General features: G+C 46.3%; 12 protein-coding genes. 5 read left to right on the forward strand and 7 right to left on the reverse strand.

Translation table 11 applies throughout. The features are described from left to right. Positions 1–7 precede the first annotated feature (7 nt). The 5 genes from BACPLE_RS10025 to BACPLE_RS10045 all read left to right on the forward strand — a co-directional run bounded on the left by BACPLE_RS10025 (position 8) and on the right by BACPLE_RS10045 (position 6,147). Complete coding sequence (locus BACPLE_RS10025; protein WP_007561476.1) at positions 8–1,504, forward strand: MFS transporter; 1,497 nt, start codon at positions 8–10, stop codon at positions 1,502–1,504. Positions 1,505–1,567: 63 nt separating this feature from the next. Further along, entirely contained in the window at positions 1,568–2,668 is a 1,101-nt protein-coding gene (locus tag BACPLE_RS10030) for an endo-1,4-beta-xylanase (RefSeq protein ID WP_235777928.1), read from the forward strand. 49 nt (positions 2,669–2,717) lie between these two features. Further along, positions 2,718–3,695 carry a glycoside hydrolase family 43 protein gene (locus BACPLE_RS10035; protein WP_007561480.1) on the forward strand — a complete coding sequence of 326 codons (978 nt, stop codon included), beginning with the start codon at positions 2,718–2,720 and terminating at the stop codon, positions 3,693–3,695. Beyond that, entirely contained in the window at positions 3,688–5,700 is a 2,013-nt protein-coding gene (locus BACPLE_RS10040; protein ID WP_007561483.1) for an alpha-glucuronidase, read from the forward strand. The genes BACPLE_RS10035 and BACPLE_RS10040 overlap by 8 nt, the downstream gene beginning before the upstream one ends. 144 nt (positions 5,701–5,844) lie before the next feature. Next, on the forward strand, positions 5,845–6,147 hold the full coding sequence (locus tag BACPLE_RS10045) for a GNAT family N-acetyltransferase (protein ID WP_007561484.1): 303 nt from the start codon (positions 5,845–5,847) through the stop codon (positions 6,145–6,147). A 17-nt stretch (positions 6,148–6,164) separates the two neighbouring features. Here the strand turns inward: BACPLE_RS10045 and BACPLE_RS10050 are convergent, their stop codons facing one another. From BACPLE_RS10050 to BACPLE_RS10080, 7 genes are all read right to left on the reverse strand, one after another. Continuing rightward, the gene (locus BACPLE_RS10050) at positions 6,165–8,306 is read right to left on the reverse strand and encodes a cation:proton antiporter (protein WP_007561486.1); all 2,142 of its coding nucleotides are present in this window, start codon (positions 8,304–8,306) and stop codon (positions 6,165–6,167) included. Between the two features lie 84 nt (positions 8,307–8,390). After that, complete coding sequence (locus BACPLE_RS10055; RefSeq protein WP_007561488.1) at positions 8,391–9,542, reverse strand: AMP-binding protein; 1,152 nt, start codon at positions 9,540–9,542, stop codon at positions 8,391–8,393. Between the two features lies 1 nt (position 9,543). After that, positions 9,544–10,602 carry an o-succinylbenzoate synthase gene (locus tag BACPLE_RS10060; protein ID WP_007561490.1) on the reverse strand — a complete coding sequence of 353 codons (1,059 nt, stop codon included), beginning with the start codon at positions 10,600–10,602 and terminating at the stop codon, positions 9,544–9,546. 89 nt (positions 10,603–10,691) lie between these two features. Next, on the reverse strand, positions 10,692–11,516 hold the full coding sequence (gene menB, locus BACPLE_RS10065) for a 1,4-dihydroxy-2-naphthoyl-CoA synthase (protein WP_007561492.1): 825 nt from the start codon (positions 11,514–11,516) through the stop codon (positions 10,692–10,694). A 4-nt stretch (positions 11,517–11,520) separates the two neighbouring features. Further along, positions 11,521–13,185 carry a 2-succinyl-5-enolpyruvyl-6-hydroxy-3-cyclohexene-1-carboxylic-acid synthase gene (menD, locus tag BACPLE_RS10070; protein WP_007561494.1) on the reverse strand — a complete coding sequence of 555 codons (1,665 nt, stop codon included), beginning with the start codon at positions 13,183–13,185 and terminating at the stop codon, positions 11,521–11,523. 19 nt (positions 13,186–13,204) lie between these two features. Beyond that, positions 13,205–14,338 carry an isochorismate synthase gene (locus tag BACPLE_RS10075; protein ID WP_007561496.1) on the reverse strand — a complete coding sequence of 378 codons (1,134 nt, stop codon included), beginning with the start codon at positions 14,336–14,338 and terminating at the stop codon, positions 13,205–13,207. Further along, positions 14,335–14,748 (reverse strand): PaaI family thioesterase, encoded by a 414-nt coding sequence (locus BACPLE_RS10080; protein ID WP_007561498.1) that lies wholly within the window; start codon positions 14,746–14,748, stop codon positions 14,335–14,337. Before BACPLE_RS10080 ends, BACPLE_RS10075 begins: the two co-directional genes overlap by 4 nt. Positions 14,749–15,015 lie beyond the last annotated feature (267 nt).

The following is a 15,015-nucleotide window of genomic DNA, read 5'->3' on the forward strand; positions in this document are numbered from 1 at the left end:
AACAGATATGAGTAAGATTCAGAATCAGAAAGTATCCATGGCCGAAAAGGTGGGCTATGGATTAGGAGACTGTTCCGCAAATCTGGTATTCCAGATGATGATGATTTACCAGACCAAATTCTATACGGATGTGTTTGGGCTGGAAGGAGCAATTGCAGGAACCGTCATGTTGGTAGCACGTATTGTGGATGCGTTTGTAGATCCCACTGTCGGTATTTTGTCTGACCGGACTCAGACGAAATGGGGAAAATATCGTCCATGGGTATTATGGACAGCACTTCCTTTCATGGTGTTCTATGTACTGGCCTTTTACAATCCGGGCATTGAAGAAAAAGGACTGGTAGCTTTGTATGCTACAATTTCATACACCTTACTGATGACGATGTATTCTTTTAATAATACACCCTATTCTTCATTGGGAGGAGTCATGTCGTCAGATATTAAAGAACGTACCAGTATTACCTCTGTGCGTTTCGTCTTTTCTACAATTGCACAGTTTGTGGTACAAGGACTTACCTTACCGTTGGTCAGCAAGTTTTCGGAAGGTAGTGACAAGGCACATGGCTGGCTCTGTACCATATCCTTGTTTGCTGCCGTAGGTTTCTTGTTTTTGGTAATTGTATTTTTCTCAGCAAAAGAACGTATTACTCCGCCTGCCAATCAGAAAAATGATACCCGTCAGGATATAAAAGATGTATTAAGCAGTGTGCCCTGGCGTGCCATGTTTTTCTTGACTCTTTTTGTGTTCATCACACTGGCTATGTGGGGAAGTGCCATGAACTATTATTTTGAAAACTATGTGGATAAGGCAGCTTTGTTTACTTTCCTGGATAATATCGGGTTGGTAGCCACTGACGGTGGAACTTCAGTCGGGTATCATATACTTGATGCTTTCGGGTTGATTGTAACTTCTCCGGACAAAGCATACGAAGTGGGCTTTGGCGTATTCAATATGGTGGGAGCCTTGGTTCAGTTTTTCGGCGTAATTTGTTTATCAGAATTTTTAGCCAACAAATATGGCAAGAAGCGTACGTTTATTGTATGTCTTGCGCTGACGGCTATTTTCACGGCTTTGTTCTATTTCCCTTCAAAATACGATATTGAAATGATGTTCGTATTGAACTTCTTGAAGAGCTTGGCTTATGCACCAACGGTTCCTTTGCTTTGGGCTATGATTGCCGATGTGGCCGACCATTCGGAATATATCAATTATCGTCGTGCTACGGGATTTATCTTTTCGGGAGTGGTGTTTGCCCTGAAAGCCGGATTAGGTATTGGAGGAGCTGTATTGGGCTTCTTGCTGTCGGGATTTGGTTATGTTTCTGGAGCGGATATAGCTCAAAGTGATACAGCCGTTCATGGCATCATTCTTTCATCAAGTCTGATTCCAGCCGCATTCTTTTTTGTCGGTGTGGTGGCATTATGTTTCTATCCTATCAGTAAAGAATACAATGAGAAAATGCAGGCAGAATTAACTGCTCGAAGAAGTAAGAGTGACTATTAATTAAGAAAAAGCTATATGAGGAACAAACACATTGCATCATGGATGCTGTGCAGCCTGTTTATTATGGGGTGCGGGAGTAAGGTTTCTGATACGGTTGTATCAGAGAAATCTTTGAAAGAGGTTGTAGGAGACAAGTTTTTAATGGGGGTAGCGCTGAATGTACGTCAGTCATCTGGTGTTGATACTTCAGCAGTGAAGATTGTGAAGCAGCATTTCAATTCCATTGTGGCAGAGAACTGTATGAAATGCGGAGAAATTCAGCCTAAAGAGGGAGAGTTCCATTTTGAGGATGCCGACCGCTTTGTGCAGTTCGGAATAGATAATGGAATGACGGTGATAGGACATTGCTTGATTTGGCATTCTCAGCTTCCGGACTGGTTCTGCGTAGATGAAAAGGGTCAGAATGTTTCTCCTGAAAAGTTGAAACAGCGTATGAAAACGCATATCCAGACCGTTGTAGGACGATACAAAGGAAAGGTGAAAGGCTGGGATGTGGTGAATGAAGCTATTGTGGAAGACGGCTCTTATCGCAAAAGTAAATTTTATGAAATCTTGGGAGAAGAGTTTATTCCACTGGCCTTCCAGTATGCGCACGAGGCTGACCCGGATGCCGAACTTTATTATAATGATTATGGTATGGACGTGCAGGGTCGTCGGGAAGGAGTTGTGAAGCTTGTCCGTTCATTGAAGGAAAAAGGATTGCGTATTGATGCTGTAGGCATGCAAGGACACATGGGAATGGATTACCCCGACATTCAGAAATTTGAAGAAAGTATGCTTGCTTTTGCTTCTGCTGGTGTCAAGGTGATGATTACAGAATGGGATATGAGTGCGCTGCCTACTGCACTTCGCAGTGCCAACATCTCGGATACGGTTGCATTTAAGAAAACATTGAATCCTTATCCGCAGGAACTCCCTGACTCTGTCAGCCAGGCTTGGAACAAAAGAATGCAGCAGTTCTTCCAGCTTTTTGAAAAACATGCCGATATTGTGACGCGTGTAACGGCATGGGGAGTTACAGATAGTGATTCGTGGAAGAATGATTTCCCGATTCGTGGAAGAAGAGACTATCCGTTGCTTTTTGACCGGAACTATCAACCTAAGGAATTTATACAGAAAATGATAGATGAGCAGTCGGATACGACAGCTATTGCACAGAAATAACGTTTAACAGGAGACGCTTTCAGTAAGAGTCTCATAAATCAATATAAAAATGAAAAAGGAAGAAAGATATTTGTTTCCTGCCGACTATATGGCAGATCCGTCAGTACATGTATTTAACGGACGTTTGTATATTTATCCTTCACACGACCGTGAATCAGGTATTCCTGAAAATGACAACGGTGACCATTTTGATATGAATGATTACCATGTATTGTCGACGGATGACGTGATGAAGGGTGAAATCGTCGATCATGGAGTGGCTTTGAAGGTTGCTGATATACCTTGGGCCGGACGCCAGCTGTGGGACTGTGACATTGCCTGCAAGGATGGAAAATATTACTTGTATTTTCCGTTGAAAGACCGGAATGATATTTTCCGTATGGGGGTAGCCATTAGCGATAAACCTGAAGGTCCGTTTATTCCTCAGCCCGATCCGATTCGTGGAAGCTACAGTATTGATGCGGCAGTTTTCCGCGATGATGACGGAAGCTACTACATGTATTTTGGCGGAATCTGGGGAGGACAGTTGCAGCGTTACCGTGATAACAAAGCCATTGAAAGTCCATGTCTCCCAGCTGATAATGAACCGGCTTTGCCCAGTCGTGTGGTAAAATTATCGGATAATATGTTGGAATTTGCAGAAGAACCCCGTCCGGTCATCGTATTGGGAGAAGATGGCAAACCTTTGTTTGCAGGCGATCCGCATCGTTTCTTTGAGGCTTCGTGGATGCATAAATATAAAGGTAAATATTATTTCTCTTATTCTACGGGCGATACTCATCTGTTGTGTTATGCGGTAGGCGACAATCCTTATGGACCGTTTACATATCAGGGCGTAATTCTGACTCCGGTAGTAGGATGGACTACCCATCACTCTATTGCAGAATATAAAGGAAAGTGGTATCTTTTCCATCATGATTGTGTTCCTTCAGGTGGAAAGACCTGGCTTCGCAGTTTAAAAGTGGTTGAATTGGAATACGATGAAGAGGGTAAGATTCAGACCATAAAAGGAAGTGCGGATGAATAAAAAGTACTTGTTGGGTATATGTCTTTTGTCTTTCGGACTGACCTTATTTGCGGAAGATGGAAGTAAACTCTGGTTGCGACAGGCGTCTTGTGAAAAGGCGTCTGTCTGTTGTTCAATTTCTTCTCCTACCATTGCCATAGCTCGTGAGGAACTGGCTTCTTTATGGCGTGGAAAGGCGGTTGAGCTACAACTGTTTGCTGATGAAGCTCATCGTAAGCTGGGGAGGGAAGGGTACACCATACGTACTTCCGATGAAAAGATAGTGCTTGGCTCCACTACTGAACAGGGTTTGCTTTATGCGGCCTATCATCTTTTACGTTTGCAGGCAGAAGGGGCAGATTGTACCCGTCTGGATATTGCGGAAAAACCGGCCTTCGATGTACGTGTGCTGAATCATTGGGATAATCTGGATGGTACGATAGAGCGTGGATATGCCGGTAAGTCCTTGTGGCAGTGGGACGAACTTTCAGATACTATGTCGGCACGTTATCAGGAGTATGCCCGGGCCAATGCTTCGGTTGGTATCAACGGGACAGTGCTTAACAATGTCAACGCTTCGGTTAAAATACTTTCCAGCGAATACCTTGAAAAGATACGCGTGCTTGCGGATATTTTTCGGCCGTATGGAATAAAAGTCTATCTTTCGGTCAACTTCGCTTCTCCCATGCAGTTGGGAGGATTGTCTACAGCCGATCCGTTGAATGAGGAGGTCGTTGAGTGGTGGAAAAAGAAGGTACATGAGATTTACAGTCTTATTCCTGATTTTGGAGGTTTTCTGGTCAAGGCTAATTCAGAAGGACAGCCTGGTCCGTGCGATTACGGGCGTACGCATGCCGAAGGAGCGAATATGATGGCAAGGGCCCTGAAACCCTACGGAGGAATCGTGATGTGGCGTGCGTTTGTGTACAGTCCGTCGGATGCCGACAGAGCCAAACAGGCTTATCTGGAGTTTAAACCTTTGGATGGAAAGTTTTTAGATAATGTGATTGTGCAGGTGAAAAACGGTCCGATTGACTTCCAGCCGAGAGAACCTTACAGTCCGTTGTTTGGTGCGATGCCCCACACCCCGTTGATGGCTGAATTTCAGGTTACACAGGAATACTTAGGGCATTCCAATCACCTGGCTTACCTGGCTACTATGTGGAAGGAGTTTTATCGGTATGTGTCTCCTGCTTCTTTAAAAGGGGTGGCTGGAGTGGCCAATATAGGTGATGATACCAACTGGTGCGGACATGATTTTGCACAGGCTAACTGGTATGCGTATGGCCGGCTGGCATGGAATCCTTCGCTTTCTTCTGAAGAAATAGCTAAAGAGTGGCTGGCACAGACTTTTACGTCCGACCCTAAGTTCGTAGAGCCCATGACGCAAGTAATGATGGATAGTCGGGAGGCGGTGGTAGATTACATGATGCCGTTAGGATTACATCATATTTTTGCCTGGAGTCATCATTACGGACCAGAACCCTGGTGTGAGGTACCGGGTGCCCGTGCAGATTGGTTGCCGTCGTATTATCATCAGGCAGACAAAAAAGGTTTGGGGTTTGACCGGAGCCGTTCTGGAAGTGATGCGGTGTCTCAGTATCCAGACTCTTTAGCCCACGTATTCAATTCATTGGAGCTATGTCCGGAGGAATTTTTGTTGTGGTTTCATCATGTAGACTGGAATCATTCATTAAAGTCTGGACGTACTCTTTGGGATGAATTGTGTTATAAATATCAGCAAGGCGTTGATAAGGTACGTGAATTTCAGAAAGTGTGGAACCAGATGAAACTGTATGTGGATGAGGAGCGTTTTCAGGCGGTGGCTAAACGGCTGGATATTCAAGCGAATGATGCGGTGTGGTGGAAAGATGCTTGTTTAGAGTACTTTCGTATCTATTCTCGTAAGAGGTACCCTAAAGGTGTAGATATGCCTAAATTCAGATTGAAAGATCTGAAAAAAGTGAAATTGCCGATTACTAACTACGAGTGTCCCTCGGCGAATATACTTCCAAGGAAAAAATAATTTTTGTATGATGTTTGTAATCGGAGGAAACTGGTATTCTTTAGTCATGATAAGGAACGGAAATTTCATTGATTTTTAGCTTTATTCTTTTGTAAAAATAAGAATATTTCCTATCTTGTGTACAGTTTACTAAAAAGAAAAGATATGGAAGTAAAACATGATGAATCCCGGCAGGAGTTCTATGTGGAACTGGAGGGACATAGAGCCCATGTGAGTTATAAAATTCACGACGAAGGGCTGGATATCCGACATACGATTGTGCCGGAAGCTATTGGAGGGAAAGGCATAGCTTCTGCGTTAGTACAGGCAGCTTATGATTATGGACGATGCAAAGGATTGAAGGCTATTGCTACTTGCTCTTATGCTGTGATATGGTTGCAGCGGCATCCAGAATATCAGGGAGAAGTGAGCAGTGATTATATTGGAAAAGGAAGCTGTGCCTTGTAAGGGCACAGCTTCCTTTTTTAATTGCGATAGATTTTCTTTTTCTTAATAAAAAACAGCCATCGCAAGAAAGAAGCGGTGAAAGTATGGCTGAATGAATTGATTTCATCCGTACGTTCGTCAATGTCGTCCAGGATTCTTTCTGCGTCTTTTTCGGAAAGCATACCGTTGTTGATAAGCTGTTTTACAGTGCGACGCTCATTGCTCAGCAGCATACGGATGGACTTGATGGTCAGTGCATGGCCGTATGCTTTGGGGAAATTATCGGCCAAGTTATTGATAAAGGCACTCATGCGATTGATATTGTCATTTATCTCTTCCCGTAGTGTGTCCAGCACGGAGTCCTGTTCGCCGGTTACCCATTCTGATGCACGCAGGTCCTCCAGTAGTTTCAGACTTCCTTTCTGAAGAATAATGAAGCCACGGCCTAAGTCGTACACTACCGTGATGCGTTCGCGGAAATAGAAGGTCATCCAGTTTTGCAGATAAGGAATATTTCGCAGTGTGTTCAGCAGGTCTGTACGCTGACAGAACTTGAAAATGGAGGTACGAACGTTCAGCGGGTAGTTTCCGTCATGGTCATACAATTCATCCAGCGAGTTCATGAGCCGGAGGAATACGGGTTTGGAGATGACTCCTTCTTCATAGATTTCCCGGCAGATGGCTTTTTCCTTATCCAATACACGCAGACGGATTTCCGGCAGCATGGCTTTGTTTTGTGGATTTTTGGCCGGCTCCTGCGGTTGTGCGGTCATGTAACTTTCCACTTTGTGCCAGTTGGCTCCTTCTAAGGCGTCTCTCTTTTTCAATCCTTCCAGGTATTTTTCGGAATTGTCGCGTATTGACTTCTCAATGCGGTAGGCCAACATGGTACGTGCAGAAGGCACGTGAGTCAGTCCCAAACGGTTCAGCAGTGCGCGCATGGTGGTGGCATTGATGCAGAGTGTCAGGGTAACGATGCCGGCAGTGAAGAACAATACTTGGCTGCGGATGTCCTCCGGAATAGCCGGGGTATAAGATACCATCAGGGCCAAGGTCATGGCCAATGCACCACGTAATCCTCCCCAGGTAAGGATAACCGATTCGCGTCGGGTCAGTCCGTATCCCAGGCGTTTCATCACAGGGTAGAGCAGCATAATCATGGCAAAGCGGATAAGGTTAAGAGCGATGTAGATAAGTATCAGCACGCCTAATGCTCCCCAGGAGAAATCCACTTTTTCGGCAATGACTACTCCCACCAGGATAAAAATCAGGGTATTGGCTATGTAGGTCAGTAGTTCCCAGAAATGCTCCATGAACGTATTCACCTGCGGTTTTAACCGGGGTTTTCCTACGTAAGTGACGGTCAGTCCGAAAGCCACAAGGGCAATCACTCCCGATACGCCAAGATAATATTGGGAGAGAATGAAGGTGAGGTAAGCCGCTAAGATGATAACACTGTTCTGTACCATCTCTTCCGAGTTGATGCGCGTGATGAACCAGATGATAATCCGTGCCAACAGAAATCCTAAAAAGGTACTGAGGCCCACTTCACGGATAAATGTAATGACAGGAGAGGCATGAGTGGCTTCTCCGGCGGCGTATGCTCCGAAGAAAAGCATGAAGCAGACGATGCCTGTACCATCGTTCAGCAGGGATTCCGCATCGACAAGGGTAGAGAAGCGTTTGCTGGTTTTCAACTCGTGCAGCAGGGCTACTACGGCCACCGGGTCGGTGGCACTGATTAAGGCTCCGAACATCAGTGCAAATGCCCATGTCCACGATTCAAAACCGGGGATGAAGGTCGCTACTCCCATCATGAGGGCTCCCGTCAGCAGCATGCAGATGATAAGTCCCGGTGCCGCTAACAGGGTAGCGTTGGCCAATGTCTTCTTGAAAATGTGCAGGTTGAGTTCGTAGGCTGCATCGAAAATCAGGATGGGTAGAAAAAGATAAAGAATCAGGTCGGGATTGATATTGGCGACGGAACTGACCGCATCATGCAGTTCCGGTAGCGATTGAAAGACGCCTGTACGGTTCATGACTCCTAAAATGATTCCAATGGCAAACAGACCTACCGTGTAGGGCAGGCGGCTGTGCTTGAGCAATGATTTCAATATCGCTCCAATGATGAGCCCCCCGATAGTCAGCAGCAAGGGGGCGAGGAAAGTGTATTCTTCCATAGTTTTGATGTCAGCTAAAAAATGAGCATTTGAATTTTAAACAAAGTTAAAGAATCAAATGCTCATATACAAGGGGATTTTTACTTATTTCTTTTTCGCGCTTGCGATTTCTTGGGCCACTTTTCGTGCGGTGGCGCGGTCGGGTTTTCCGGTTTCAGTTTGTGGAAGATGCTGGACGAAGAAGGTCTGTTTCGGTCGCCAATAGACCGGAAGCTGGTTGTAAGCCTGTGCTAACAGAGGGGGGACATCGGTCTGTTCTTCGCTTTCCAGCAGCAGGACGATGCATTCTCCAAATTTCGGATCGGGCACGGCAGTCACCATGAAGGGAATCGGCAGCGCAGTTTTCAGTGCATTTTCTACCTGCTCAATCTGTATCTTCACTCCTCCGGTGTTGATGGTATTGTCTTTCCGTCCTAAAATATGAAACTGTCCCTGGGCATTGAACTCACAGATGTCGTTTGTGGTCAGTTTCTCTGCACAAACGGCTGGTGCTTCAATGGTCAGGGTGTTTTCCGGAGAGAGTGAGACCTTGACTCCTTGGAAGGGGGTGTACCAGTCGGAGGCATCCGGTCCGTTCAGTCGTCGCAGGGCGATGTGAGAAAGGGTTTCGGTCATTCCGTAGGTGCTCCATACGGCATGAGGAAATGACGCTAATTCCGTGGATAATGTACTGTCTATTGCTCCACCGCCGATGATGAGATGGCGTATTTGTTGCAAACATTCTTTTTCGGCAGGTATTTGCAGTGAATTGTATACCTGCATGGGTATCATGGCAGCAAATTCAGGAGCGGCATTTATCTCTGCCAGCGGATGTCCGCAAGGAGTAACTGGTAGCAGGTTCAGGCCGGCTACCAACGCACGGACGACCACCATTTTTCCGGCAATGTATTTCAGGGGCATACAAAGCAAGGCGGTGTCTCCTTGTTTCAGACCTAAAAAACGGACTGTCAGCATGGCACTCTGCATCATGCGTTGTTTTTCTACCCGGAGCGGTTTGGGGGTTCCGGTGGAGCCGGAGGTATGCACCAGTACGGTGGTGCTGTCATTAAACCATTCTGCTAAGAAATCGGCAAGTGAGGCCTGAAAGCTGTCTGCTCCATATTCCGCATGGAATCGTTTTTGCAGCAGACTTTGTGATTCGCCTTCAGGTATATGGACTTCATGAGCAGTGTAGCATTTCCCGTCAATCAAGATGGACTGACGGGCTATTGCTGTAATAAATGGAGTGGCGTTCATGTCAGATGGTTTGCAGATAAGTCAGGAAATCGGGTGTCTTTTCTTCAGGATGGAACCACAGACAGTCGCTTTCAATGTGCAGCGGGTAGTCAATGTTGTCGGTGAAAAGCATACCGGTGCCCAGCCCCTGAGGCATTTCAGGCTGGAGAGTGGCACACCACTGTGCGATGGCATTGAGTCCGATGTTGGATTCTAAGGCGGAGGTTACCCAATAGCCTATGCCTCTTTCCTGAGCCAATGTAATCCATTCCTTGCTTCCCTGGATACCTCCGTGCAAGGACGGCTTTAAGATGATGTATTGTGGGCGGATGGTATCCAGCAGCTGGATTTTCCGTTCCGTTTCATTTACTCCAATCAGTTCTTCATCCAGTGCGATGGGGAAGGGTGAAGTAGCACACAGTTCTTTCATGACTTCCCATTGGCCGGCGCGTACGGGCTGTTCGATGGAGTGCAGTTGAAATTCGTTCAGCTGTATCAGTTTCCGTAAGGCATCTTCAGGACTGAAGGCTCCGTTGGCATCTACCCGGAGTTCGATGTCGGCAGCTGAGAAATGGTGACGGATGTGAGCCAGCAGTTCCAGTTCACGTTCAAATTCAATCGCTCCGATTTTCACCTTGATGCACCGGAATCCGGCTTTCATCTTTTCTTCTATGCGGCGGTACATTTCATCGAAATTTCCCATCCAGATGAGTCCGTTGATGGGAATACCTTGTTCACCGCGACTGAAAGGGGTATCCCAGAACTGCAGACTGTTGGCCTGCAGATGGGCAAATGAGGTTTCCAGTCCGAATAATATAGAGGGGTAAGGACGAAGTGCTTCATAATCAATGTAGCCATTTGCGGCTGTTTTCTCACAGATTTCAGCTAACAGGCGAGGATAATCGGGCAGGTCGTCGCAGCTTAACGCGGGCAGAGGAGCACATTCACCTACGCCATATTGTCCGGTTTCAGTGTCAGTAAGTAGCAGATACCATACCTGCCGGGTGTGATATACCCCGCGTGAGGTACCGGCCGGTTGTTTGAAATGAAGTGTGCGCGGAATGATTTTCAGTGTGTACATATAGGTCTGTTGTGAAGGGAATAAAAGCGGACAGAAAGCGGAAGTGGTTTCTGCTTTCTGTCCGATAAAAAAGTGAAATGAGAGAATAATCAGGGGAATTTAGGGTATTTGCTCCAGTCGGGTTTCCGCTTTTCGAGGAAGGCTTTTCCACCTTCTTGTGCTTCTTCTGTCATGTAGTAAAGCATGGTTGCGTCACCGGCGAGTTCCTGAATACCAGCCTGTCCGTCGAGTTCTGCATTGAGTCCGGCTTTAATCATTCGCAGGGCGAGCGGACTGTGCTGCATCATGGTTTCAGCCCATTCTACCACTTCATCTTCCAGTTGGTCGAACGGTACGACTTTGTTGACTAGTCCCATATCCAGTGCTTCCTGGGCAGAATACTGGCGGCAGAGGAACCAGATTTCGCGGGCTTTCTTCTGGCCTACGATACGAGCCAGATAAGAAGAACCAAATCCGGCATCGAAGCTGCCCACGCGAGGCCCTGTCTGACCGAAGATAGCATTTTCTGAAGCAATGGTCAGGTCGCAGACTACGTGAAGCACGTGTCCGCCACCGATAGCATATCCGTTGACCATGGCAATCACCGGTTTCGGGATGGAACGAATCTGTTTCTGTACGTCGAGCACATTCAGGCGGGGAACTCCGTCGGTACCTACATATCCGCCGTGGCCTTTCACGTGCATGTCGCCTCCTGAGCAGAAAGCCTTGTCGCCAGCTCCTGTCAGTACGATAACATTGATGTCCTGACACTCGCGGCAGTAATACAATGCGTCACTGATTTCAGTAGTGGTGGTCGGAGTGAACGCATTGCGGTATCTCGGGCGGTTGATGGTAATCTTGGCGATTCCATTATAAAATTCAAAAAGAATATCCTGGTATTCCTTGATGGTTTTCCATTCTCTGGGTTGTGACATATTGCTATTTTTTTAGGTTGTGATAATACGTTTTCAGGTGTTCGATGTCCTTGTCCTTTTCTGTAAATACCTCCATCAGCATGGGCTGTGAGGTAATGGATGGCTGGGTGAATATCTCTACTGCCTGGTCAAGTTCCTCTTCATTGTGGACAGAAAGGTACTGGAATCCCCGGTCTTCAGCCCATGCTTTGGCAGAAGTGCGGTGAGTGGCCGTAATGAAGCGTCGGCTGCTGTCTGCCATTTCCAGTCCCGGTAGCGCATGGAATATTTCTCCACCTTCGTTGTTGAGGAGCAGGATGCGTACGTTGCTTCCATAGTTGGCATTCCAGAGTGCGTTCATGTCATAGAAGAAACTCAGGTCGCCGATGAAGATGAAATTGAGCTTGTCGGACGCCGTAGCATAGCCGATGGCAGTAGACAAAGAACCTTCGATGCCATTGGTTCCCCGGTTGGATAACACCTCCACGTCGTTTGGCAGAGGGAACAACTGGGCGTAACGCACAGTGGAGCTGTTAGCCAGGTGAAGGGAACAAGGAGTTGGCAGGTGATTGATGACTTTCCCGATGGCACTCATTTCGGAGTAGGGGAATACGGCTTGCGGAATATTCTTCGACAGAGCCTCCCATGTGCGGGGATATTCCGGTGTGCGGCTGTCCATCATCGGGGCAATCTTTTCTAAGAACTCAAACGGGTCCATTTCAATCACGGTGGTCAGTGAACCGAAAAGGTCTGCTACCTGTCCGTCAGTAGCCACGTGCCAGTGTTCTACCGGTGGATGACGGCGAAGGAATTTTTTCAATCGTTTGGAGATGATATGTCCTCCGTAAGTAATCAGTAACTCCGGACGCATCTTCTGCTGGGCTTCGAAATCCATAGAGCAGAGCAATGGCTCGATGTTGCGGATAGGCATGCCCGGAATGGTCTGGTTGCTGATATTCTCGGTAAACCAGGCAAAATGCTTGTAGAGCATCTTGGTGTATTTCTTTTCAAACAAATAAATCAGGTTCATTTGTCCCACTACGACCATCCGTCGCTGGTAGCGGTTCAAGCGGTCGATGAGTGGCTGGTAGTCCTTGTCGTACACATTCAGTCCCTGATAGCGGGTAATGACACGTGCTTCAGGAAGTTCCGTGACCGGTAGCTTGAAAAAAGGTTCACTGATAGGTACATTGATATGTACAGGTCCTTTTCCGTGATGGTCAAGTTCCATGAGTGCCTCGTTGATGAGGCGGTTGCAGTACCATTCGTCTTCTTCACTCTGTACTTCTGGCAGGTTGACTGATTTTTTCACCAAACTTCCGAATACGCCAGGTTGAGGAAGTGTCTGTCCGTCCATTTGGCCAATCCATGCGGCAGGGCGGTCGGCCGAAATGACGACAAGCGGTACCTGCTGGTAGAAAGCTTCGGCTACGGCCGGGTGGATATTGAGCAAGGCTGTACCTGATGTGCAGCAGATGGCAGCCGGGCTACCTCCGTTCAGTGCCAGTCCCAAGGCAAAAAATCCTGCACTTCGTTCGTCTGTGACGGGGTAGCAGGTAAATTTCGGAATGTTTACAAGTGTTTGTACAATCGGGATATTCCGGCTTCCGGGGCATAGCACAATTTTTTGTATCCGGTGCGCCTTTAGTAGCGCCACAAGCTGAAGAATATTTTTCTTGTCTGTGTACATGATTTTTAATATGTTAGATTTACAGGATATTTCGCATGGTATTCATTTTCTGCTGTGTTTCTTCCCATTCTGCATCAGCTGTGGAATCGGGAAGAATACCTCCTCCTGCATAGAGTGTCGCTTTCTTATTTTCTATGTGCATACACCTCAGGTTGACATAAAGTGTGGTATCCCCTTCGGGATCTATCCATCCGATGATGCCTGAATAGAAAAGACGGTCGTGTGGCTCTGTATCCAGAATGAACTGGTAAGCTTCTTCTTTAGGTAATCCGCAGACAGCTGGGGTAGGATGCAATTCTTGTAATACATCGCCCAGGTGAGAAGTATCTTTCAGACAGAAATGGAAATCCGTTTTCAGATGGACTAACTGACCGGCACGTGCGGTATACGGACCTTTTTCGGTCAGTTTGCTGCCAAACTTTTTGATAGCCTTACGGATATATTCTCCTACAAAGGCCTGTTCCTCTTTGTTTTTTTTACTCCATTCTGTAGGCATGATTTCTCCTTGCATGGGCATAGTTCCAGCCAATGCTACTGTATGCCAGTTTCTTTCGTGTCCGCTAAGTATAATTTCGGGGGTACTGCCTATCCATGTGCCGGTACTAGGGGTATGGCATAGCGAAATCATCATTCGCGGATAGCTGTTGCAAGCCTTTATAAAGGCAGAAAGAGGAGAAAACTGTTCATTAATTATCTGTGTGGTACTTCTGGATAGCACAAGCTTTCGGAACTGCTTCTCTTTAAGCGGCATGATGAAACGGCTGAATGTTTCGGTGTACAAGTCTTTTTCTTCTTTTTCAGAAGTTGTATAAGATTCTGGTACACTTTCTTGTGCAGTGGCATGAGAATCTGTATACTGCGGATGGCGTGTAATCCATTCTTGCAGGACCGATTTTATTTCTCCCCAGTCGTGTGCCTGTATATCCGGACGGATTAATGTAGCCGGGCGGAATGAGGTGAGATGAAAAGGAGAAAGAAGAAATCCTTTTTTCTGATTTAACTCATTCAGGCTACTGATACATTCAGGTTGGCCTTCCTCTTGCATGATGAGAATGGGTTCATCAGTCCAAGGAAGTCTGTACAACGCAAAAGATACGTTGCTATGGGTGAATGAGTCAATAAGATGGTGATATATAGTTTCCGGCGTTTTCATGGTCTTTTCTTGACTATTTGATTGACAATGCGAGCTGTAGAAATTAGTTTTCCTTCCTGGTTGGTAATATCTACATTCCACAGGTGAGATGTCCGTCCACGATGGATGAGACGTCCGGTGGCTATGACAAATTCTCCTTTTGGAACCATGTGAAGATGATTGGCGCTGACTTGAATGCCACAAGGCATTTCATTTGCACTGCATAATGGAATGGAGCCATGTCCGGCTACGATTTCTGCGAGGGCTAGGGATGCACCGCCATTAAGTATGCCAAATGGTTGGCAGGTCCTTTCGTCTACCGGCATTTGGGCTTTGACATATCCCTCTTCCATTTCGAGGAACTGAATGCCTAGATGTGCTCCCATGGAATGAGCCAAATCTGGCAATTCGTAAGAGGATTTACCGTTCATTTGTATGTATAGTTCTTGTTTCTAGTTGCAAATGTACATATTTCCCTGCAAACATGGGGGCGCTTTGTCCAATAATTAAAAAGTTTACAGGTATTTTACCGATAAGAATGTATGATAAAAAGCTATGTTTTGATGACTTATTTTGTCTATTTGTAAATCTTTTTTTACGTCTTATGCGAAAAAATTAGACTTTTTTTGTAGCCTGAATAGTTTTACGTATTTTTGTTTGGTTAATACTTGGGTAGAGATATATGAAACTGAATGTGA

It is taken from the genome of Phocaeicola plebeius DSM 17135 (assembly GCF_000187895.1).
Lineage (GTDB): Bacteria > Bacteroidota > Bacteroidia > Bacteroidales > Bacteroidaceae > Phocaeicola > Phocaeicola plebeius.